This window comes from Micromonospora sp. LOL_014 (assembly GCF_048060245.1).
Classification (GTDB): domain Bacteria; phylum Actinomycetota; class Actinomycetes; order Mycobacteriales; family Micromonosporaceae; genus Micromonospora_E.
This window is the reverse complement of record NZ_JBHMIP010000020.1, coordinates 38,693-60,663: the sequence shown is the minus strand read 5'-3', so window position 1 is coordinate 60,663 and position 21,971 is coordinate 38,693. Positions and strand designations below refer to the sequence as shown.

18 protein-coding genes and 1 pseudogene are annotated in these 21,971 nt (G+C 70.1%); 8 read left to right on the top strand and 11 right to left on the bottom strand.

Annotation, left to right across the window (positions count from 1 at the left end):
- Position 1 precedes the first annotated feature (1 nt).
- The 3 genes from ACFHW1_RS18410 to ACFHW1_RS18400 form a co-directional block, all read right to left on the bottom strand.
- Positions 2 to 1,783, bottom strand: coding sequence for a hypothetical protein (locus tag ACFHW1_RS18410; protein WP_416615818.1), 1,782 nt, complete (start codon positions 1,781 to 1,783; stop codon positions 2 to 4).
- Positions 1,780 to 2,193, bottom strand: a complete 414-nt coding sequence (locus ACFHW1_RS18405) for a DivIVA domain-containing protein (RefSeq protein WP_416615816.1) — start codon at positions 2,191 to 2,193, stop codon at positions 1,780 to 1,782. Before ACFHW1_RS18405 ends, ACFHW1_RS18410 begins: the two co-directional genes overlap by 4 nt.
- 85 nt (positions 2,194 to 2,278) lie before the next feature.
- Entirely contained in the window at positions 2,279 to 2,536 is a 258-nt protein-coding gene (locus tag ACFHW1_RS18400; protein ID WP_282232507.1) for a hypothetical protein, read from the bottom strand.
- Between the two features lie 347 nt (positions 2,537 to 2,883).
- On the opposite strand from ACFHW1_RS18400, the gene ACFHW1_RS18395 reads away from it, so the two are divergent.
- A complete protein-coding gene (locus ACFHW1_RS18395; protein WP_416556640.1) occupies positions 2,884 to 4,140 on the top strand; it encodes an XRE family transcriptional regulator in 1,257 nt (418 codons plus the stop codon).
- 660 nt (positions 4,141 to 4,800) lie between these two features.
- Here the strand turns inward: ACFHW1_RS18395 and ACFHW1_RS18390 are convergent.
- The 3 genes from ACFHW1_RS18390 to ACFHW1_RS18380 form a co-directional block, all read right to left on the bottom strand.
- Entirely contained in the window at positions 4,801 to 5,409 is a 609-nt protein-coding gene (locus tag ACFHW1_RS18390; protein WP_416615814.1) for a maleylpyruvate isomerase N-terminal domain-containing protein, read from the bottom strand.
- Between the two features lie 485 nt (positions 5,410 to 5,894).
- Positions 5,895 to 6,254, bottom strand: coding sequence for a DUF4180 domain-containing protein (locus ACFHW1_RS18385; RefSeq protein WP_282232729.1), 360 nt, complete (start codon positions 6,252 to 6,254; stop codon positions 5,895 to 5,897).
- A complete protein-coding gene (locus ACFHW1_RS18380; protein WP_416615812.1) occupies positions 6,247 to 6,732 on the bottom strand; it encodes a helix-turn-helix domain-containing protein in 486 nt (161 codons plus the stop codon). Before ACFHW1_RS18380 ends, ACFHW1_RS18385 begins: the two co-directional genes overlap by 8 nt.
- 247 nt (positions 6,733 to 6,979) lie before the next feature.
- On the opposite strand from ACFHW1_RS18380, the gene ACFHW1_RS18375 reads away from it, so the two are divergent.
- The 7 genes from ACFHW1_RS18375 to ACFHW1_RS18345 all read left to right on the top strand — a co-directional run bounded on the left by ACFHW1_RS18375 (position 6,980) and on the right by ACFHW1_RS18345 (position 15,510).
- On the top strand, positions 6,980 to 7,459 hold the full coding sequence (locus tag ACFHW1_RS18375) for a hypothetical protein (protein WP_282234444.1): 480 nt from the start codon (positions 6,980 to 6,982) through the stop codon (positions 7,457 to 7,459).
- Entirely contained in the window at positions 7,459 to 8,883 is a 1,425-nt protein-coding gene (locus ACFHW1_RS18370; protein ID WP_416556638.1) for a hypothetical protein, read from the top strand. The genes ACFHW1_RS18375 and ACFHW1_RS18370 overlap by 1 nt, the downstream gene beginning before the upstream one ends.
- Complete coding sequence (locus ACFHW1_RS18365) at positions 8,880 to 10,190, top strand: vWA domain-containing protein (protein WP_416556637.1); 1,311 nt, start codon at positions 8,880 to 8,882, stop codon at positions 10,188 to 10,190. Before ACFHW1_RS18370 ends, ACFHW1_RS18365 begins: the two co-directional genes overlap by 4 nt.
- A 75-nt stretch (positions 10,191 to 10,265) precedes the next feature.
- Positions 10,266 to 11,381 carry an ATP-binding protein gene (locus ACFHW1_RS18360; RefSeq protein ID WP_281552650.1) on the top strand — a complete coding sequence of 372 codons (1,116 nt, stop codon included), beginning with the start codon at positions 10,266 to 10,268 and terminating at the stop codon, positions 11,379 to 11,381.
- Complete coding sequence (locus ACFHW1_RS18355) at positions 11,378 to 14,323, top strand: DUF5682 family protein (protein WP_416615810.1); 2,946 nt, start codon at positions 11,378 to 11,380, stop codon at positions 14,321 to 14,323. Before ACFHW1_RS18360 ends, ACFHW1_RS18355 begins: the two co-directional genes overlap by 4 nt.
- A 240-nt stretch (positions 14,324 to 14,563) precedes the next feature.
- Complete coding sequence (locus ACFHW1_RS18350) at positions 14,564 to 14,767, top strand: cold-shock protein (RefSeq protein ID WP_123604240.1); 204 nt, start codon at positions 14,564 to 14,566, stop codon at positions 14,765 to 14,767.
- Between the two features lie 53 nt (positions 14,768 to 14,820).
- Positions 14,821 to 15,510 carry a class I SAM-dependent methyltransferase gene (locus ACFHW1_RS18345; protein WP_416556680.1) on the top strand — a complete coding sequence of 230 codons (690 nt, stop codon included), beginning with the start codon at positions 14,821 to 14,823 and terminating at the stop codon, positions 15,508 to 15,510.
- A 101-nt stretch (positions 15,511 to 15,611) separates the two neighbouring features.
- Here the strand turns inward: ACFHW1_RS18345 and ACFHW1_RS18340 are convergent.
- From ACFHW1_RS18340 to ACFHW1_RS18320, 5 genes and pseudogenes are all read right to left on the bottom strand, one after another.
- Positions 15,612 to 16,896, bottom strand: a pseudogene (locus tag ACFHW1_RS18340) (serine hydrolase domain-containing protein).
- A gap of 40 nt (positions 16,897 to 16,936) precedes the next feature.
- Positions 16,937 to 18,571: a peptidase gene (locus tag ACFHW1_RS18335; RefSeq protein ID WP_416615808.1), complete on the bottom strand. Its 1,635-nt coding sequence runs from the start codon at positions 18,569 to 18,571 to the stop codon at positions 16,937 to 16,939.
- 99 nt (positions 18,572 to 18,670) lie between these two features.
- Positions 18,671 to 19,336, bottom strand: a complete 666-nt coding sequence (locus ACFHW1_RS18330) for an FMN reductase (RefSeq protein WP_416556630.1) — start codon at positions 19,334 to 19,336, stop codon at positions 18,671 to 18,673.
- A gap of 5 nt (positions 19,337 to 19,341) precedes the next feature.
- The gene (locus tag ACFHW1_RS18325; protein ID WP_416556629.1) at positions 19,342 to 20,469 is read right to left on the bottom strand and encodes an LLM class flavin-dependent oxidoreductase; all 1,128 of its coding nucleotides are present in this window, start codon (positions 20,467 to 20,469) and stop codon (positions 19,342 to 19,344) included.
- 75 nt (positions 20,470 to 20,544) lie between these two features.
- Positions 20,545 to 21,903 carry a condensation domain-containing protein gene (locus ACFHW1_RS18320; RefSeq protein ID WP_416615806.1) on the bottom strand — a complete coding sequence of 453 codons (1,359 nt, stop codon included), beginning with the start codon at positions 21,901 to 21,903 and terminating at the stop codon, positions 20,545 to 20,547.
- Positions 21,904 to 21,971: the final 68 nt, after the last annotated feature.

Below are 21,971 nucleotides of genomic sequence, written 5' to 3'. Positions count from 1 at the left end.
ATCAACCTTTCCTCGGGTGGTCTGTGGTGCGGGTGTGGGTGCCGTCGGGGTGGAGGCGGACAGTGACGGGCCGGCCGGGCCGGGTGGCGGCGTGGCGGCGTACCTGGGTGATGCAGGTTGTGGTGTCGGGGAGGGTGCCGGCCGCTGCGGGCTGTTGCGGCACGGGGATCGGCGTGGTCGGGTCGGTGGGGATGGTGGCGCGCAGTGCGCCGTGCAGGTAGCGGTAGCACAGCGCGACGGCTTCGGGCAGGGCGGCGCTGGTGGGGACGGGGTCGACGGCCAAGCGTGTGGCCGGGTCGACGACCCGGACCGACCAGGAGTGGCCCTGGGACAGTTCGGGTCGGCCGATGGTGTTGCGGTGGTCGATGACGGTGATGTCGAGGGCGAGGCCGAGGCCGCGAACCAGGGCGGCGAGTTCGTCGAGGGTGGGGCCGGGCCAACCGTTGGCGAGGACCATGATCCGGGCGCCGTCGTGGGTGGCGCCGACTTCACCGAGGTACGCGCCGACTGGGTCGCCGCCGCCGTGGGGGACCTGGCTGACACCGTTGCGCAGGTGCTGGTCGATGCTGTGTTCGCCGTCGATGTCGGTCAGGTCGGTCGGCTCGACGCCGAACTGCGCCGCGAGCGTCCCGATCTGGTAGTGGTCGGGTAGTTGCCAGACGGTGGTGCCGGACGGCCGGTCGGCGGGCACCGGTGTGGGTGGCGGTTGGTTGGTGTCGTCGGGTCGCCAGTTGCGGTGCACGGTCCGGCCACGCAGGTCGGTGACGGTGAGCACCGCGCCGCGTCGCACCTGGCGGGTGCCGTAGCAGTCCAGGCAGTACGGCGGGTCGGGCCGGTCGGCGCACCGGGTGCAGGGGTGGGCGGGGATCGCCTCGCCCCAGTGTTTCGGTGCCGGCGGTTCCCAGCCGCGGACGAATGTGCCGGGGGTGTCGGCGGGTCGCAGGCTGGTGTGCCACCAGTGCCGGTTACGCCAGATGGCCTGCGCGCCGCCGTGCTGTTCAGCGTCGGCGATCATGCGGCGTTCGACCTGGTCGAGGTCGTGGCCGCCGGGGTGCCCGTCCAACCCGACCGGCACCGCACGCCCGGTGAGGGCAGCCTCGGTGAGGTAGTGGGCGGGCAGCAGCGGGTTGGCGACGGTCAGACCGGTCACCGCCCGTTCGGCGGGGATGGTGGCGAGCGCGGTCGGCAGATCGGCGATCCACCGGTGCTGGTAGTCGGGCACCGCACCGCCGGCGTGCTCGAACCGGACGTCCCAGCTCAGCCCACGCCCGATGGAGCTGGGCCGGACTTCGAGGACCAGGTCGACGTGCAACTGGTCGGCGAGCGCACACAGCCGACCGAGCAGCCGGCCCGGGTCGCCCGGTGGCGGCGGCTCGACGCTGCGGCCGATCAGCACCAGCCACGGCACGGCGGGCCGCTCGGCCAGCGCCACCGCCTCCCACCGCAGCCGATCCCGCTCGGGTACGCCGGGCTGCCACTGCCGGGGCAGCGTCAACCCCGACGACGGCAGCCGACCCGGCTCGTCGGGGAAATCCGGGTCACGCAACGTCGCGGCGGCCACCCCGGCACGCTGGGCGAGGTCGGTGACGATCGGCGCGTACGGCAACCACCACGTCCCACCCGGCGTCGGCAAAGGCGTGAACGAGCCCGGCACCAGGCTGGTCGACGCCACCTGCCCGGTGTCAAGGTTCGCCACGGTGAACACCCGTTGCGCCCGCCGCCGGTCCACGCCGACCCCGACCACGTGCAGAGAGCCGGCCGGCACCTTGTCGACGCCGTTCACGCCGCCACCCCCGCCCCGAACCGGTGCGACTGCTCGAACTGCTGCGACTGCCAGTCCCGCAACGCCTGCTTGATCCGGGCGTTCTCCTCGCGGGTGGAGCCAAGTTCGGCGCGCAGCGCGGTCAACTCGTCGGCGACCAGATGCAGAAACGCCCGCACCTCCACCGGGTCGCAGCCACGCCGGACACGGTCGCCGAACGCGCGCTCCCGGACCAGGCCAGGGCTGATCGACGGCCGCACCGCCCGCCCGTACAAGTGACCGGCAGCGTTCGGAGCAGGCCGCACCGGCCGGCGCGGCCCAGCCGCAGTCTCGGTCGGCCGCCGGTCGTGGCGGGCGATCTCAGCGAGCAACCGCCGGTTACGCCGGCTCCGCACCGGAGCCCGGCGGAACAGGTCAAAGAACCTACGCACAGCAGGAACCACCTTTCACACAATCGAAACCTTCAGAGGTACGGGTAAAGGGCGCGCGGCTCACGTAGCGCTGCCGCTGCCCTGGTCAGCGGTGCCGGTGCGGGCGGGGCGCCCAGCGGAGACCGTCACGCTGGACGAAGATCTCCCGCCGTTCACGGGCTTCACCGTCGGCTGCCAACACATAGCCGGTGAGCCAGACCCAGCCGTCGTACGTCCAGCGCTTGTCTACTGTCGTCACCCGAAACCGGAAACCGCGCCCGGCCGCGAACTGCACACTCGCCCGACCATCGATGATCAACTCGTCGCCGGGGCGGGGATCGGCCGGTGACCGGTCGGCCGGCACGCTACCGATCAGCCGCCGGCACCGTCGTCCGACCGCAGTCGGGACACCACCGCGACTTGACCTTGAAACTGAACAACCCCACGAAGAACCCGAGCAGGATTCCGGAAGTCAGAGCACCAAGCGCCACCATGATCAACCCTTCCCATTGGCCGGGGCGGCCAATGGGCCGCCGCCGTGTTTAGCACCAACTCACCTGGCACCAAGCCAGATCTTCCGCGCCTTCTGGTTGACAATCAGATGTCCATAGAGCAACGATCCCACTCGATCTTGATAGGCGGCAGGTGTCACGGCGGTGACAGGGCAGAGTCCCCTGCCATATCACCCCTGGGTAGTGGATACTCGAAGCCATGAGGGATGAGCTTGAGGAAGACTCCCGGCCGGCGTGGGCGCAGCGGCTTCGCTCGGAGCGAACTGCCCGGGGGTGGTCCCAGAGTGACGCGGTACGGGCGCTCAGGGCACACGCATCCGAACCACTGCCCTCCGACAACGCCCTGTTGCGCAACTGGAAGCGGTGGGAAGCTGGTAGCTCCGAGCCCGACGTCTTTTACAAGACGCTGATTGCCAAGACCTACGGTACCGTCACGGCAGCGTTCTTCCCTCGCCAGGGTGGGGCAAATATCGAAGCGGACCTGCTGGCAGACAGTGGCCTGGAAACCCTGGAGATTCTCTCTCGCATTCGCGCCTCGGATGTCTCGGCAGCCATGCTTGACGCACTTCGCATTGCGGCCGATCGACTCTGCTGTGAGTACCCCTACGCTCCCCCGTATCAGCTCTATGTCGAGGGAAAAGCGTGGCTTCGACGCCTCATGAGTCTCATGGATCGCCGTTTAACGCTCGCGCAGCACAAAGAGGTTCTATCGCTTGCTGGTCTGGTTGCCTTGCTCGTCGGGTGTGTCGAATACGACCTAGGGCTACGGCGGGAAGCGGAAAGCACCCGTAAGGCGGCGCTGGCCCTCGGCGAGGAGGCGGGCGACGCTGCAGTTGTCGGGTGGGCGCACGAGATGCGCGCATGGTACGCACTAACACAGGGTGACTACCGGGGAACGATAGCCGCCGCTGAGATAGGGGTGACAAAGGTCCCCGGTCAAAGCGTTGCTGTGCAGCTAGCAGCGCAGCAGGCCAAGGCATGGGCACGTATCGGAGACCGCAGAAAAGTAGAGACGGCACTTGATCGGGGCCGGTCACTCCTAGAATCACTGCCCTACCCAGAGGATACCGACCACCATTTTGTGGTTGACCCGTCGAAGTTCGACTTTTACGCGATGGACTGCTACCGGTTGGCCAGAGAAGATCAGCTCGCCGAGATTTACGCTTACGAAGTCATACGGTCTTCCACCGACCCAGACGGTGCCGAACGGAAGCCCATGAGGAACGCCGAGGCTCGTTTGACGCTAGGCGTGGTAGCGGCGCGGAGAGGGGAAATTCAGGAGGCAGTGGCGTACGGCCGACAAGCGCTGTCGGGCGACCGCAAATCCCTACCGTCACTCCTCATGTGCTCCCGAGAGCTAGGGCAACTGTTGCAGGAGCAGTACCCGAAGCACCCTGAGGCGCTAGCCTTCCTGGACGAGCTACGAGTACTCAGCAGCCCAGCAGGCCCCCGGTAGCCCAGGAATCCATCCACGGGTGTTGCAGTCAGGGCAACAGATCCGGTTTCGCCCATCTCCGAAGACAGCCTCGCCGGATCCTGCACACAGCTGGCAGGTCGAAGCGGAGGGCGGCCGGTCCGGCATGAGATGTCTCAACTCCGGATAGCGGCGCGCTGCCTGGACGTGGGCGAACTCGTGCTCGTTGGCATCGGCGGGGCGCAAGCTACCGTCGTCTTCGTCGATGAGCACCTCGCCCGACTCCGACATGAGGAAGGAGATCCCCAGAGTGCCGTAGACACCGAGCAGTCCGAGCTCCCGCGCCATCGCGGCAGCGGGATGGGCGGACGAAGCTTGGTCCTCGACGAGCCTCGCAAAGTTCCCAGAGACTTCCACGAGGCGAACATACTCTCAGACCCCACTCACCGGTCCCCATCGCATCCTGGCCGGTCGGCGTCCGAGGTCTCGTCAGCCTGGCGTGATCTGTTCATCGAGGACCCTGATGGAGGCGACGACCAGGGGCGATCGCTGCAAGAACGACGCGAACACATGGGCACGCCAGGCCGCCTGTGACTGGACGGTGTACGTCGAAGCCCGCGACATCCGCTACGCACGATGAGTAACGGTGTAGGTGACCCGGCTCCAGGATTGCGGCATGAGTGACGATGTGCGACAAGTGGACTACTCAATCGCTGCTTCCAAGACCCAGGAGGTGGGTCGAGGACGGCCGGGGAGGTCAGTGCGCCCGGTGGACCACAGGAGCACCTGGACCGGATTGCCGGCTGGGGCGTGGGGAACGAGCCGGGTCAGCACGGCGGTACAGAGTGATCTCGGCGGATGCCAGTGGATGCCGAGCCCTTCGGCGATGTCGTAGGTGTGCACCAGCGTCTCGTTCACGCCCAGTGCCGCGAAGCCGCTTGCGTCGGTCGGTCCCCAGTGCCAGGCCCGTACCGACGGGTCGGATGCGGCCAGCATGGTGCTCAACAACCGTCCTGCGCCGGTGACTGTTCGCAGCAGATCGCGGGGAGACGCGTCGTCGCGTACCACCAGGTCGAACGGGAGGTACGCGGAGTCGGGCCGGACGGCGAGTTGCCCGGCGTACGCGAGAAGGTCATGCGCGACATGGGGATACGGCTCTATCGGAACCTGACTGTGGGCTGGTGACTCTGGGTGATTGGTGTGTTGATCGGCACGTGCGGACGCCGGGCCGCTGCTGCCGTTGCGTCGAGTGGAGGGCTCAGGCACGTTATTCGCGCGAATAACGTGCCTGAGCCCTCCACTCGATGGCATACCGAGACTTGACGGACAAAGGTTTCGCACATCGGCATGAGGGGAAGCCGAGGCAACAGTTGGCTCGGCAACACCCGTCACGCAACGCCACCGACCTGCACCTCCAGCAAGTGGACGGCCAGACTCCGGACGTGGCCCAACCCGGCTGGTGCGCTTGCCCGTACCCACCTCGGCGAACCGGTCTATCGACAACCGGCAACCTGGTCTTTGTCGGGCCTCGTAGCGCGTATCGCGATCCACAGGACAGGCCAGATGCCAGTAGGCAGATAGCGAAGTTGCGGCGAGACCAAGAGTTGAGGGACCTCATCCGGGCGGTTGCCTCCTTCGTAACTGATACGAGGAAGCGCTACCAGGAAGGCGAGGAGACCGCCGCTCAGTACATGTAGTCGCCACCCTCGCCTGATGATCCACAGCGGCTGTTCGACTTGACACGCCGGGGATGTGTCAGACCAAGCGCATCCGATCGCCCGGCTCAACCGCCCGGCTCAGGTGAGGCGGGCGGCGAGGGTGTCGAGGTCGTCGACGAACCAGACCTGGTTGCCCCGGTTCGACTCGACGACCAGGTCACGCAGTGCCGTACTGCCGGCGGTGTGGCCGGTGATGTCGCCGACCACGACCAGCCGCAGCCGGTAGTTGACGAACTTCTGCATGATGCCGCCGGCCAGCCCGCTGCGCAGCGCGAAGAAGCGTTCATCCAGCCGCGTGACCGGGATCGCGACGATCTCGGCACCGGCGAACGTCTGGCCGATCACGTCCAGCGCATCCTGCTCACTGGCGATTGTCGGCCCGTCGGCGGCGCAGACCAGCACCGGTACGCCGGCCAGTTCGACGATCTCGTCAGCCATCACCGCGTACCCCGTCTCTGTTGTCCGTCCGGAACATTCCGCTGCCCGCGCGCGTCACCGCGTCGATCGTGGACAGGATCTCCGCGACCGCGTCCGGGCCACCGAAGACGACGATCTTCAGCCGGTCTCGCGCTGGGTCGTACCCGGTCTGCAGCCGCAGCGGCGGCGCGGCCGACGCCCGGCTGCCGCCCTGCGCCCCGGCGACCAGCAGGGTGCTCAACCGGTCGGCGTCGGCGGACGTCAAGCCGTCGATGTCGACCACCGCGGAGACCTCGACCACCGGGTCGGCCGGCTCGGCGGAGCCGGCGGCCCCGGCCGGGCGGCCGGTGAACGCGTCCAGGTCGGCCGGTGCGATCCGGTACTGCTTGCCGATCCGTACGGCCGGCAGCCGTCCGTCCCGGATGTAACTACGCACCGTACGCACATGCAGGTCAAGCTGCTCTGCGACTTCCTCCACCGACAGCCAAGACTTCGCCATTCTTCCCCATCAGCATCTTTTTCGCGTACGGCAGGGAAGTTTAGCGCATCGGCCGGCCACCGACCACGATCCGGACCGGTCACCGCCCGCCACCCCGGTTTGTCGCACCGGGGCGATACAACTTCTCGGGTACGGATCACCGGTCCGCAGCCCCGCCGTCTGAGATGACGGCTGACGACGGCTGCGGTCGACACCCCTGGAGGGCAACCCAGTGGACGCGGACGACGCCGCCTGGCAGCGGCGAAGCATGGTACGGGTGGTGCCCACCGCACGACCCCGCAAGCTGGCGAAGGTCCCCTTCGTCGAGATGGCCGACGGACGCCTGCAGGGCGTCGTGTCCAGCGGCTCGGATATCGGGCGGGTGTACGTGTCGTCGGTCGCCGCCGGCAGCTACGAGGTCAGCTGCAGCACCAACAACAACCGGCCGTGCGGCGGGCTGCGCGGCGGCGACTACGCGTGCAACCACCTGACCGCGCTCGCCGACGAGGCCATCGTGCAGTACGGCGGCGACCGGGTCGCCCGCTTCCTGCGCCTGGAGACCAACGACGAGGTGACCAACGGCAGCGAGATCTTCTGGGCGATCGGCCGGACCACCCTCGCCGGCGCGTCGCCGGCGGCGGCCGTGTTCAGCCGGTTCCTGCACCACCTGTCCTATCTGGACCTGCCGGGGGCGGTCGAGCCGCTGCCCGAGTTGAGCTGGTTCCCGGCCGGGGCGGGGGCCCGCTGATGCGCGGGGCACAGCTCGACGACCTGCGCGACGGCGTACCGGCCGGGGTCGCCGAGGCACTCGCCGTGGTCGACCGGTTCGACCAGGCGATGACCGGCGGCTTCGGCCGACTCGACCCGAAGGGTACGGCGGCCCTGGCCGAGCTGGCCGGCGCGGTCTCGGCCACCCCGCTCGGCGCGGCGGCGGCCGAAGCCGTCGACAAGGTGACCGCCGGCTCGGTCGGCGAGGAGCAGTTGCTGCTGCTGGCCGCCGCCCGTACGGCGGTGGTGGGCGCGGTGCACGACGCGCTGCGGGACCGGCTCGACGGCACGCTCGGCCGCGACCGGGCGCAGTGGTCGGCACCGGCCACGGCCGCCGCCCCGGCCGACGGACGACTGTTGGCGGCCCGTTCCTGGCTGGCCGAGCTGGCCCTCGCCGGCTGGCGCAACGTCGACCACGATCTGGTGTCGGCCAGCCAGCAGGCACTGACCGCGCTGCTCGCCGACCCGGCCCGACGCCGGATCGCGGTGCTGCTCGACGGGCTCGCCAACGAGCTGCGCTACACCAGCCCGGTGGCCACCATGGAGCGGATTCCGGCGCGCCGCTGGGCCGACCTGTGGACCCGCGCCATGCTGTTGACCAGCCCGCAGGGCGGGCCGGCAGCGCCGGAGACGGTCTCCGGCCGACTGCTGATCGTCGGCGCCGACGTGCAGGAGCACGCCACCGCCGTACAGCTGCAGGTGCACGCGGTGCTGGAGGCCGCCGGCGGTGCCGGCGACGCCGACCGGTCCCGGCTGGTCCGGGTCAACGTGTCCGCCGCCAAGGTCGACACGATCGTCGGCCCGGTGGTGTGGCAGCTGCTCGCCGACCATCCGGTGCTGCTCGCCGCCCTGGCCGGCCGGCTCAGCCTGGACGTCACCGACCTGCCGCTGCTGCCCGGCGGCGACCTGCTCTGGCGCGACGACCAGGCCCGACCCGGCGAGCCGACCGACCCGTTCGCCGTCGCCCGGGTGCAGCTCGGTGAGGCGCTCGCCCCGGCCGTACCGCCGCTGGACCGGCACCCGGTCGCCATCGCCGAGCCGGTGCTGCTGGAGGGCTACACGGTGGTCACCGACGACGCCGGGCTCGGCTTCGAGGTCGACGGCACCCGGGTCGCCGTCGATGTCGACCGGCTGCCCGGCTGCGGGCCGATCACCACCGAGCTGCTGGCCAAGTCGTCGGCCTGCATCGGGCTGCTGCGCTGGGACGGTGACGCGGCGGCCGGCCCCGGCTGGTCGGTGCAGCCGATCGGCATGCAGGCGACGGTGAAGCGCAAGCAGGTCGACCTGCACACCGGCGACTGGGCGCAGGGGCCGACCGACCCCAAGGTCGCCAAGGCGGTGGCCCGCTCCGGCGACAGCGTCGCGATGCTCCGGGAGCGGGCGGGACGGTTGCTGCGCAAATGACCGATTCGATGATCAACTATCACGAGAACCGGCGCCAGGTGCTCTACTGGCGGCTGCTGGCCCGGCTGTTCGACGGGCAGGAGCAGGCCGCGCTGGAACGCACCAGCATGGCGGTGGTCGACGAGCTGGGGCTGCCGGCCGCGCTGCTCGACCCGGCGGTCTCCATCGACACCGTCGTGCAGCGGTTCCCGGAACTGGCCGACGAGCTGCCCGGCCTGCTCGTGCCGCCGGCTGAGGACGAGAGCGCCGGCGAGGCGTCGGTGCAGGTCGGGGCCGACGAGGTACGCCGGGCGGCGCTGGCGTCGAAGCTGCTGCTCAACGTCTTCGCCACCGGCAGCGGTGACGTGTCGGCCGGTCAGCTGGCCGGCTGGCAGGCCGACGCCGGCTGGTACCAGCAGGCCTGCGGTGCCACGCCGGGGCGCCGCGACGGGGTGCTCGGCACCATCGAAGCCGACCTGGTACGCCGGATGCGGCTGCGCGAAGTGCTGGCCGATCCGGCGCTGGCCCGCCAGCTCACCCCGAGCATGTCGCTGATCGAGCAGCTGCTGCGGGACAAGTCGAACCTGTCCGGGGTGGCGCTGGCCAACGCCAAGGCGCTGATCCGCCGGTTCGTCGACGAGGTCGCCGAGGTGCTCAAGACCCAGGTGCAGCAGACCAGCGTCGGCACCATCGACCGGTCGGTCCCGCCGAAACGGGTGTTCCGCAACCTCGACCTGAACCGCACCATCTGGAAGAACCTGCCGAACTGGAGTCCGGCCGACGAGCGGCTCTACGTCGACCGGCTGTACTACAAGCAGACCGCGAAGCGGACCACCCCGGCCCGCATGATCGTCGTGGTCGACCAGTCCGGCTCGATGGTCGACGCGATGGTCAACTGCACCATCCTGGCCTCGATCTTCGCTGGTCTGCCCAAGGTCGACGTGCACCTGGTCGCGTACGACACCCGGGCGCTGGACCTGACGCCGTGGGTGCACGACCCGTTCGAGGTGCTGCTGCGCACCCAGCTCGGCGGCGGCACCGACGGCACGGCCGCGTTGGAGCTGGCCCGGCCGAAGATCACCGACCCGCGCAACACCGTACTGGTGTGGATCTCCGACTTCTACGAGTGGAAGTCGCAGGAGGTCTTCGACGGGCTGCAGGCGGTGCACCGCAGCGGCGCCCGGCTGATCCCGGTCGGCTCGGTCTCCAGCGGCGGCCAGCAGAGCGTCAACCCGTGGTTCCGGCAGCGGCTCAAGGACCAGGGCACCCCGGTGCTGTCCGGGCACGTCCGCAAGCTCGTCGTCGAGCTCAAGAACTTCCTCACCTGACCTGACTCTTCGCCCGCTCACCCTTTCGACTCGCCGTACCGATCCCCCGAGCCTCAATCTAGGAGAAACCGCACCATGACCGCAGAGATGCTGCGCGCCCCCGCCGAGATCAAGTACGCCGAGGAGCTCGACTGGCTCGAATCGATCGACGACAGCCCGAAGCCGTACTCGTGGCGGCTGAGCCCGAAGATGGTGCGTCTGTTCATCCTCGGCTCGGAACGCGCCGACGGCCTCGACCGCGAGGTCCCGCAGAAGTGGTTCGGTGACCGCAGCTTCGTCGAACGCAGCATCGTCACCCTCGCCTCCGACCGGGGGCTGCTGCTGATCGGCGACCCGGGCACCGGCAAGAGCTGGCTGGCCGAACTGCTCGCGGCCGCGATCTGCCGCAACTCGACCCTGGTGGTGCAGGGCACCGCCGGCACCACCGAGGACCACATCAAGTACTCGTGGAACGTGTCGATGGTCATCGCCAAGGGCCAGTCCCGGCAGTCGATGATCCCGTCGCCGATCATGACCGCGATGGAGCAGGGGGTGATCGGCCGGTTCGAGGAGCTGACCCGCTCCACCAGCGACGTGCAGGACGCACTGATCTCGATCCTGTCCGAGAAGTACGTCTCCATCCCGGAGCTGGACTCGGACAACATCGTCTTCGCCCAGCCCGGGTTCTCCATCATCGCCACCGCGAACAGCCGCGACCGGGGCGTCAACGACCTGTCGTCGGCGCTCAAGCGACGGTTCAACTTCGTCCGGATCCCGGTGATCACCAACCGGCGCAGCGAAGCGGAGATCGTCCGGTTCCGCACCACCGAACTGCTGCGTCGCCACCAGATCGAGCTGGAGGTGCCACCCACCCTGCTGGACGTGCTGTTGCAGAGCTTCGCCGACCTGCGCAAGGCCGCCGCTTCGGCGACCAGCGACGACGAGAAGCTGGAGTCTGCGCTGTCCACCGCCGAGCAGATCGGTGTGCTGGAGGACGCGATCCTGCACAGTCAGTTCTTCGGTGACCGGACGCTGCGCGCCGAGACCCTGGCCAGCTCGATGGTCGGTTCGCTGGCCCGGCGCAGCCCGGAGGACCTGGCGATCCTGAACAAGTTCTGGCACGGGGTGATCGAGCCGCGCAGCAAGGCCGACGGCGGCGAGTGGCCGGCCTTCCTCGAAGGCGGCCGGCAGAGCATCGCGACCCTGTCATGAGCGCATCATCGGACAGCCGGTTCGGGGCGCTGCGGGAGCAGTTGGCGGACGCCGCGACGGCGTTCGCCGACTCGCCCGACGCGCTGACCGGCATCCTCGCCGGCCTGGTCGACGACGTCGACCACGCGCTCGGCGAGGAGTTGGAGATCTTTCCGGTCTGCCATCACTCCCCGTCGTCGGCGCTGGCGATGGTCCGCCGGCTGCGCGACAAACAGCCCAAGGTGATCTATGTGGAGCTGTGCGAGGACCTGCAGCCGCTGCTGATCGAGCTCCGCAACTGCGAGCTGCCGGTGGCGTTGCAGGCCTTCGCCAGCGACCTGGACGGCTTCCCCGCCGGGGCCGGTCCGTTGAGCGTGATCGCGCCGATCACCGAGGCGTCCGCCGAATATCAGGCGATCGCGTACGCGCTGGAGACGCCGGGGGTGGAGCTGCTGCTGGTGGACCGCTCCACCGACCACGTCTTCCAGTGGCAGTCCGACGACCGGACGGACCCGGCCGCCCCGGCGGACGGCGACGACGAACCGGCACGGCAGGACCAGCAGCAGGGCCAGAGCCAGCAGCAGGGCCAGGCAACCGGCGAGGACGACGAGAAGGCGCTGCACGGCGACGCCGTCGGTGTCGGCATCGGCGACCTGCGCCCCGGGTTCGCCGAGTTGGAGGCGTACCTGCTGCACCACGGCAAGGTGCGGCACTGGTCGGAGTGGTGGGACCAGTACGTCGAGCAGCCGCTGATCGGCGCCGACCACGACACGTACCGGCAGGTCATGGTCATGATCGGCAGCCTGTTCCGGCGGCTGCGGCCGAGCGACGCGGCGCGACTCGACCGCGACGAGGACCGGGAACGCTACATGTGGACCCGGATACGCGACCACCTCGCCGCCTACGGTGCCGACCCGGCCGACTGCCTGTACGTCTGCGGCGCGTTCCACGCCGCCAGCCGGGTCGAGCAGTTCGGCGTCCGGTCGACCGCGCCGTTCGAGATCACCGCGCCGACCGGCACCAAGTGGCGGTACGGGCTGATCCCGTCCAGCCACTCGGCGATCGAGGCACAGTTCGGGCTGGCCGGCGGCACGGTGTCGATCGCCGCCAGCACCTGGCGCAAGGCGCTGACCGGCAGCAAGGTCACCCCGTACCGGCTGGCCGGGCAGCAGGGTGGGCGCAAGAGTTCGGCCCGCAAGCCGAAGAAGGCGGCGCCGCCAGCGACCGACGGTACGGCGGCCGACGCTACGGGTGACGACCGACTCAGCGGCTTCCTGGCCGCCCCGAGCCGGCCCGGTGAGCTCGACGAGGCCGAGTTGCGCGGCTGGTCGGTCGACATCGTCCGGCTGGCCCGGCGCAACGGCTACCTGGCCAGCACCGCCGACGCGATCGCCATCTTCGAGACGGCGGTGCTGCTGGCCGGGATGCGCAACCGGCGCCGGCCCACCCCGTACGACTTCGCCGACGCCGCGGTCACCTGCATCGAGAAGGACGTGGTGCCGGGCCGGCGCGACGTACGCCGGCTCTGCGAGATCATGTTCGGCGGTGACCGGATCGGTCGGGTCGGCTACGACGCGATGCCGCCGCTGGCCCGGGACGTCTACGACCGGCTGGCACCCATCGGGTTGGACCCGAAGCGGCGTACCGTGCAGCGCGCGCTGCTGGACCTGCACGGCCAGCCGGAGCTGCGGCCTTGCTCCGATCTGCTGTGGATGCTGCGACGGCTGCTGCCACCGGAGGTGGTCCGGCCGATCATGGGCGAGCGGCGGCTCGGCGAAAAGTCGGTCCAGGAGAGCTGGGACGTCGCGATCGGTCGCCACCAGCGGTCGATCATCGAGCTCGGCTACGAGGGCGTGACCATCGAGCAGGTGCTCGAGCAGCGGCTGCGCCGGGCGGCCTGGGATCCCCAGGCCACGGCGGCGCACGCCCTCGGCGCGGTGGAGGAGTCGCTGCTGTTCCTGCAGAACCGGCGGCTCACCGACGAGCTTGGTGCCCGTGCCGTGCAGTTACTCGCCGCCGAACGCACCGCCGACGGGGCACCGGAGGTGTTGCAGCGGATCCGGCAGCTGCTGGCGTACTACCGCACCAGCGGTGAGCCGCAGCTGCCGGCCTGGTGCCAGGACTTCGTCAGCACCGGGTACGCCCACTACTGCACCCTGCTGCCGACCGCGTTCGTCGACGACGAGACCGGGCTGCGGCAGGTGGCGGCGATGCTGGGCTTCCTGATGACCATGGAGAGCGTCGCCATGGCGTTGGGCTGTGACCGGACCCAGCTGGAGCTGGCGGTACGTCAGTCGCATCCGGAGGCACCGGCGAAGATCGCGTTGCACTGGGCGGCGCAGTCCCAGCTCGGTCAGCTGCCGCTGGCCGAGCTGCGCGACCGGTGCGCGGATCTGCTGGCCAGCCCGCTCACCGTCGGGGCGTTCCCGCACTACCTGAGCGGGTTCGTGCAGGCGTTGGAGCCGGTGCCGACGCTGGCGCCGTTCGTGGTGGAGGTGCTGTCGGCGGCGTTCGGCCAGCTGCCCGACCCGGTGCTGCTGCCCTGGCTGCCGACGCTGATCACCACGCTGCGGGAGCAGGCCGGCGAGTTGGTGCCGATCCTGGTCCGGGAGGCCGGCCGTACCTTCCCGGCCTCGCTGCCGGCGCTGGACTCCTGGACCCCGCCGTGGGCCGCGGTCGCCCCAATCGCCGCGCGGACCGGCTCGGCGGGCGACGGCGCGGCACCTGCGGCGGAGTCCGCCCGGTACGCGATGTCCGGGCCGGCACCGGAGCTGCTGGCCGAGTTCCCACTGGCCGCTGTGGCGGTGGCGGACCTGCTGGGCTGCGCCGCCGACCCGGTCGGTGGCGCAGCCGCCGCGCCACCGGCCGCCGGGGAGCCGGCGGTGGCCGACCTGTTGGAGAGGTTCCCGACGAGCGCGGCTGGGGTCGCCGCCCACGTCGGACTGGTCCCCGCCGCCGGTTGACAGTGACCCGGGGGGCGCCGGTGCCGGCGGTACACCGCCGGCACCGGCGAGGGCGGGGCACTCGTACCCCTCGACATGCTAGGTTTGCCGCGTTGCAGTTGATTTCTTCATGCCGTCTGCCTGATCGCAGCCGGCAGCAGCCGGGCATTGGCAGATTCTGCCGGTCTCTCCGGACGGAGATTGATGAGTGCGGCAGCAGAGGTCCGCACGTCGCGGACCCGTCACCGGCTAGGAGCAGACATGGCAATCGGCACCGTGAAGTGGTTCAACGCTGACAAGGGTTTCGGCTTCATCACCCAGGACAGCGGAGAAGCTGACGTCTTCGCCCACTTCACCGCGATCGCGTCCAGCGGATTCCGTACCCTCGAAGAGAACCAGCGGGTGGAGTTCGACGTCGAGCAGGGCCAGAAGGGCCTGCAGGCGGCGAACATCCGGGTGATCTGAGGTTGTCCCCGTCCCTTGGGACGCGACCGTTGACGGCGTCGTCCCAGGGCGGGCTGGCACCGGATCCCCTGCAACGGCAACTCTTCGACGACGCCGCCGGCGCCGACAGCGGCGGAGCGGACCAGCTCCGACTGACCAGGGTGCCGCTCGCGGCGGAGATCCAGCTGTTCCTCGCCGACGATCCGACCCTGCTCTGGGCCCGGTTGGAAGCCGCCGCCGGCCGGCGGCTACCGCCGCCGTACTGGGCCTCGGCGTGGGCCGGCGGTCAGGCACTGGCCCGCTACCTGCTCGACAACACCGACGTGGTCGCCGGGCGGCGGGTGCTCGATGTCGCCTCCGGCTCCGGGCTGGTCGCCATCGCGGCGGCGATGGCTGGTGCCGCGACGGTCACCGCAAACGACATCGATCCGTACGCCGCGACGGCGATAGCGCTCAACGCCGTGGTCAACGACGCCCGGCTCACCACCACCGTCGACGACCTGCTCGACGGCACCGTGACCGAGGTGGACCTGGTGCTGGCCGGCGACGCGTTGTACAACGCCGAACTCGCCACCCGGGTGCTGCCATTCCTCGGCCGGCTCGCCGACCGGGGCGTGCAGGTGCTGGTGGGTGACCCGGGCAGGGGCCACTGCACCTTCGACCGGCTCGAACCGGTCGTCAGCTACCACCAGCTGAACGCAGGCGCCGCCGAGGACTCGTTGCTCGACCGTACCCAGGTACTGACCCTCCTGCCGCATCGCTGACTTGAAGTCAGCAAGTGAGCGCGGAAGCGATGCAGGGCCGCCGCGTGGTCCCGGCGCGCCGGACGGCGCAACCGGGACCACGGCCAGCGGTCGCCGTACGGCTATCCGACCGGTACCGGCCCCGCGTTGCCGGGCAGCCGGGTGACGCTGGGCCGCACCGGTGGACCGGCTCGCCGACGCGTCGGTCGGGCAGAGCGCGGTCAGCAGCAGTGTCTGCCAGGCGATGTCGACCGGGTGCGCGTCCGGGAACCCGACCTCGTAGTGGCTGAGGTTGATGCCGGTGGAGAGCTGGCGCGCACCGTCCCGGCTGTGCAGCGAGATCGTCAGGTGGCCGAGCACCGCGCCGTCGTGCCCCCAGAACTCGCCGCACGGCAGCGGCGCCGAGTAGATACCGAGCCCGTAGCCGCCGAACTGCGGTGTGGACGGGTCGAACGGGACCGTGGTGAGCATCTCGTCGAGGGTGTCCGCGTCGAGCAGTTCACCGCCGAGCAGCGCCCGGTAGAACGTGTTCAGGTCGGCGGTGGTGGCGATCATCTCGCCGGCGGTCCACACCCAGCTCATGTTGAACTCGCCGAGGTCCCGCACACCGTACGACGCGAGGTAGGCGCCACCGTGCGGGCCGCGGATCGTCGGGTCGACGCCGGGGAAGTAGGTACCGTGCAGCCGCAGCGGTCGCAGGATGCGTCGCTGCACCTCGACGACGGGGTCGTTGCCGGTGACCGCCTCGATCAGCAGGCCGGCGAGGATGTAGTTGGTGTTGGAGTAGCTGAACATCGCGCCGGGCGCGTTGGTCGGCGGCATCGCCAGGCCCGTCGCCACCAGATCCGCCGGCGGGTACGTGGTGACCTGCATCTGGCTGATGGCGGCGTGCGAGGTGATCATCGCGTTGGTGTAGTTGCCGATGCCACTGGTGTGGTTGAGCAGCATCCGTACGGTGACCTGCTCGCCGACCTCGCCGGGCACCGTCTCGGGCAGCCACTGCCCAATCGGGTCGTCGAGCCCGAGCCGGCCTTCGTCAACCAACTGCAGCACCGTGGTGGCGACGAACGTCTTGGTGATGCTGCCGATCCGGTGGCGCATCCGGGGCTGCATCGGGCGGGGTTTCGTGGCGTACGCGTGGCCGGCGGCGGCCTGCCACTCGTGCCGGCCGTCGCGGACGGCGGCCAGGACGCCGGGTACGCCGGCTTCCGGCACGTCCTCGAGTACGGACTGCAGCTCGGCGCGGTCGATAGCGCCGCCGGACGAGCCGCCCGACGTGGATCCACCGGTGGACGGACCGGCGGAGGGGCTGGGTCGTGCCGCGGCAGAAGCCGGCACGACGGCGATCGCCGCCACCAACGTCACGCTGGTAGCGGCGACCCGGAGCGTCCTGAAAAGGCTAGACATACTTACAGGTTGACGGCCTGGCCGGTGTGACGCATCGTGCTCAGGTGCGAGAGCCGGCTCCCGCTGGCGGACGACCCGGCCTCCTGCCCGTCCGCCGCCGTACGGTCAGCAGCAGCGCGACGCCGAGCGCCACCGCGACCGCACCGACGCCGACGACCGTTCCGACCGACGCGCCGGTGATCGGCAGTTCGTCGCCGCTACCGGCCCCGCCGCCGCCCGGACCATCGTCCGGGCCGTCGCCCGCACCGGTGAAGACGATGGCGACGGTGTTGTTCGACGGGTCGGACTCGGTCGACGGACCGACGCTCTCGGCGACGATCGTCCCGTCCGTACCCGGCGTTGATTTGATCTTGAGTTGGAGGGTGTGGGTGATCCGCCCGCCGCCGGACGCGGTGGCCGGGAAGAGGCTCTCGAAGTTGCACCGCAGCGCCGGTGACTCGGGCAGCCGGGTGCCCGGCTCGCCCTCGGTGTAGCACCAGTCGGACGGCAGCAGGACGGTGCCCGACGGCGCGGTGACGGTCACACCCGGACCGCCGCCGTCGGACGGCCCGTTGTTGACGACGGTGAAGGTCAGGTCGACGGTCTCGCCCGGCGCACCGGTCACCGGCTCGGCCGTCACCGCGATGTCGAACGTGTTCGGCTTGGTGTGTACGGCGAAGTAGTCGACGTTGTCCTCAGTGTCAATCTCCTCGAGCAGCGCCGCCGCCGAAGAGCCGGCCGACGCCTGGGCCTTCGCCAGCGCCTCGTTGATCGACTTCCCGCCTGCCGTCGACGCCCGCATCGGCGACCCGCCGCCACCGCCGAGCCGCGCCTCGAACGACCCACTCGTCTCACCCGGACCGGCCAGGTTGTTGCCGAAGTACAGGTCGAACAGCGACTCGCCCTGCTCGTCGACGAGGAACAGGGTCTCCCCCGGCGCCAGCGGGATGGTCAGTGCGCAGATGACCCGACTCGGGCCGTACGCGTACCCCTCCACCTGCTGGTCGTTCGGCCAGTAGGAGGTGTAGTCACAGTCGGTGTACTGGTCGACGAAGCCGACTCCGGTCGGCAGGCCCAGCCCGATCGTGTAGCTGTCGGCGGTGCTGTCACCCTCGTTGAGCACCGCAGCGTACAGCGGGGCGGTGTCGCCCGGCCCGACCGGATCCGCTGCGCTGTTGATGTCGTCGACCATGGCGACCAGGTCAGGGCCGGAGGCCAGTACGGTCACCGGGAAGGTCTCGGTGTTGTCGGCCGGGTTGGCGTCCTGCTCGACCGAGCTGATGGTGACGGTCATTGTGCCGGCGTCACCCGGCGGGGCACCGGCCCGGCTGACCAGCCGCACCGGGTAGAGGTGGTCGGTCAGTCCGACGGCGAGGGCACCGTACGCGCAGCTGACGACCCGGTCGGCGATCTCGCAGCCGGGGTGGTAGCCCTCGGCCAGCTGCACCGCGTCGTCGACGCCGGTGGCGTCGACGACGATGGTCACGTCGCTCGCCGGCGCATCGCCGTAGTTGTAGACGTACATGCCGAGGGTGACGCCGGAGTGGTCCACCTCGGCGACCGGCTCCCGGTCGAACGAGACGAACAGGTCCGGCCCCGGATTCTGGGCAGCGGCCGGAGCGGCCGCGGCAACGACGAGGGCACCGGCGAGCAGGGTGCCGGCTCCGAACCGGCGCCAGCCGGCTGCGTTCAGCATCATGATTCTCCTGTGGACGTGGCAGGAGCCGGACTCTATCGACAGTCCACGAAGTCCGCCACCCCAATCACACCACCGGGACCAATTGCGGCCGAGATTTCACCCGCGCTTCGAGTTCATCCGCAGCTGCTCGAAATCGGTGGTCAACGCGAACGGATCGGCCACCCGTACCGGCTCCCGGCGGTGCATCTCGGCGGCGAGCTCCCGACCGGCCCGGGAGATCCGCCCGCGCAGCGCCCCGACCTGGCCACCGCTGTCTGCGGCCTGGTCGCCGACCTTCTCCCCGGCCCAGTCCTCGGGGCCGGCGAAGACGGCGGTCGGCAGCACCACCGCACGCAGGTAGGCGAACATCGGCCGCAGGGCATGCTCCAGCGTGAGCGAATGCCGGGCGGTGCCGCCGGTGGCACCGACCATGACCGGCTTGTCGAGCAGCGCACCCTCCGGCAGTACGTCGAAGAAGGCCTTGAACAGCCCGCTGTACGCGGCGTTGAACACCGGGCTGACCGCGACCAGTCCATCGGCGGCCGCCACCGCGTCCAACGCCTGCTTCAGCGCCGGTGCCGGGAAACCGGTCAGCGTGTTGTCGACCACCTCGTGGGCGTGGTCGCGTACCTCGATCACCGTCGTCTCCAGCTGCCCGCCGAGGCCGGCCAGCTCGTCGCGGACCGCCACGGCGAGCTGGTCGGCGAGCAGCCGGCTGGTCGACGGCTGCCGTACGCCGGCGGTGACCACCGCCAGCCGACGGCGGCCGGTGCTCGTGGTCATCGCCGTCACACCGCAGCCGGCGCGGCGGCAGCGTCAGCCGTACTGTCGGCTGCGCTGCCGTCGGCCGCTGCCTTGACCAACGACGCGTGGGTGGGGGCGTCCGGCACGTGCGGCGGCCGGCCCACCGCGAACTCGCGCCGCAGCACCGGCACGACCTCCTCGCCGAGCATGTCCAACTGCTCCAGCACCGTCTTCAACGGCAGACCGGCGTGGTCGATCAGGAACAGCTGCCGCTGGTAGTCGCCGACGTACTCGCGGAAAGTCAGCGTACGGTCGATGACCTGCTGCGGGCTGCCGACGGTGAGCGGCGTCTGCGAGCTGAAGTCCTCCAACGACGGACCGTGCCCGTACACCGGGGCGTTGTCGAAGTACGGCCGGAATTCCCGGACGGCGTCCTGCGAGTTGCGCCGCATGAACACCTGCCCGCCGAGGCCGACGATCGCCTGGTCGGCGGAGCCGTGGCCGTAGTGGGCGAACCGTTCCCGGTAGAGGCCGACCATCCGCTGGGTGTGCTCCTTCGGCCAGAAGATGTGGTTGGCGAAGAAGCCGTCGCCGTAGTAGGCAGCCTGCTCGGCGACCTCCGGGCTGCGGATCGAGCCGTGCCAGACGAACGGCGGTACGCCGTCGAGCGGGCGGGGCGTCGAGGTGAAACTCTGCAGTGGGGTACGGAACTTTCCCTGCCAGTTGACGACGTCCTCGCGCCACAGCCGGCGCAGCAGGTCGTAGTTCTCAATGGTCAGCGGGATACCGTTGCGGATGTCCTGGCCGAACCACGGGTAGACGGGGCCGGTGTTGCCGCGCCCCATCATCAGGTCGACCCGGCCGTCGGCCAGGTGCTGCAGCATCGCGTAGTCCTCGGCGATCTTCACCGGGTCGTTGGTGGTGATCAGCGTCGTCGCGGTGGACAGCAGCAGCCGCTCGGTCTTCGCCGCGACGTAGCCGAGCATGGTGGTCGGCGACGACGGCACGAACGGCGGGTTGTGGTGCTCGCCGGTGGCGAAGACATCCAGGCCGACCTCTTCGGCCTTGAGCGCGATGGCGACCATGGCCTTGATCCGCTCACGCTCGGTCGGCTCCCGGCCGTTGGTCGGGTCGACGGTGACGTCACCGACGCTGAAGACGCCGAACTGCATGGTCTGCTCCTCCTCGCGGCGAGGGCCGGTTGGAACTCCCTCGGACTACCCGGCCAAACATAGTTGCTGCGTCAACTATTCCGCGAACACGCCGTCGATGAGGTGGGCCTCCAGCGCCCGCAGGAACCGCTCGATGTCGTCGGTCGAGAAGTAGGTGGTGTCGGCGGTCAGCCCCAGCCCCAGCCCGTCCGGCCGGTCGACGATCTCGATCCGGGTTCGCCAGGTGAACCGCTCGATCCGCTCGGCCAGCCGGAACGTGGTGCCGGCCATCGCGCCGCGTACCGTCGCCTCGTCGACGTCGCGGCCGAACAGGTCGCTGTCCGCCGACAGCCGGATGTCGTTCAGATAGCAGTGCGGGCTCACCCCGGTCGCGTACGGCAGACCAGCCGCGCCGAACGCGTCACTCAACGTCTGCGGGTCGTAGTAGGCGTGCCGGTACCCGTCGAGCGCCGCCCGCCACACCCGGGGCAGCAGGTACGCCATCCGGCGGTCGCCGGTCAGGTCGACCGGCACCAGGGCCAGCTGGTTGAGCTTGGCGATCGCCTCCGGATAGCCGTCCAGCATCCGGTTGTTGACCATCGTGTGCATGCCGACCAGGTCGTTGCCGGAGCATTCGCCGACCACCAGCGCCGCCGCCGCGAGCAGCACCGTCGAGGTGGTCGTCCGATGCCGTACGGCGAGCATCCTGGTCGCGGTGTCCGCCGCCGCCGACGTCAGCACGCCCCGCCGGAAACGCGGGGTGGCCGGCACCCGCTGCGGCATCCGGGTGTCACGCGACAACCGGCGGGTCACCTCCACCCAGTACGCCGCCGCCCGCGCCGACCGCCGCCGGTGGCTTTCCCGCTGCTCCAGGTCGGCGACGTCCGCCGACTGCGGGCCGGGTGCGTTGTCGATCCGGCCCCGGGCCAGCAGCAGCCGCAGGTCACGCAGCACCAGCTCGGCCGCCCGGAAGTCAACCGTGGTGTGGCTGAACACCACCACCACCTGGTGCGGTACGCCGTCGCGGGTCACCACGGCGACGCGCTGCGGCCAGTCGTCGGCGTGTGCGAACGGCTCCGCCGCCAACTCGTCGGCGACCCGCTGTGCCACCGCCACCGGTTCCGCCGATCCGGCCGGCACCACCAGCACCGGTAGGTCTCCCCGGTCGGCGACCAGTTGACGGGGCTCGTCGCCGGCCAGCTCCAGCCGGGTGCGCAGCGCGGTGTGCCGCACCATCAGGGCGGCGATCGCCGCGTACACCCGCTCCGGGTCGGAGCGTGCCCGGCGGGGCACGGCGACGTGCCGTTTCAGGGCGAACATGGTCTGGCTGGTGCCGTGCCGCCGGAGTGCCATCCACAGTGCCCGCTGGCCCCAGGTGATCGGGGCGGTGCGCGCCGGATCCGGCGCGACGAACGACACGGTACGCCGGCCCACGGTCGACAGTTCGGTCACCACGTCGACCAGTATCAGCGAGTGTGCCGTTTCCCGACAGGGTCGAGGAAGCGCTTTCCTTCGACCGATCG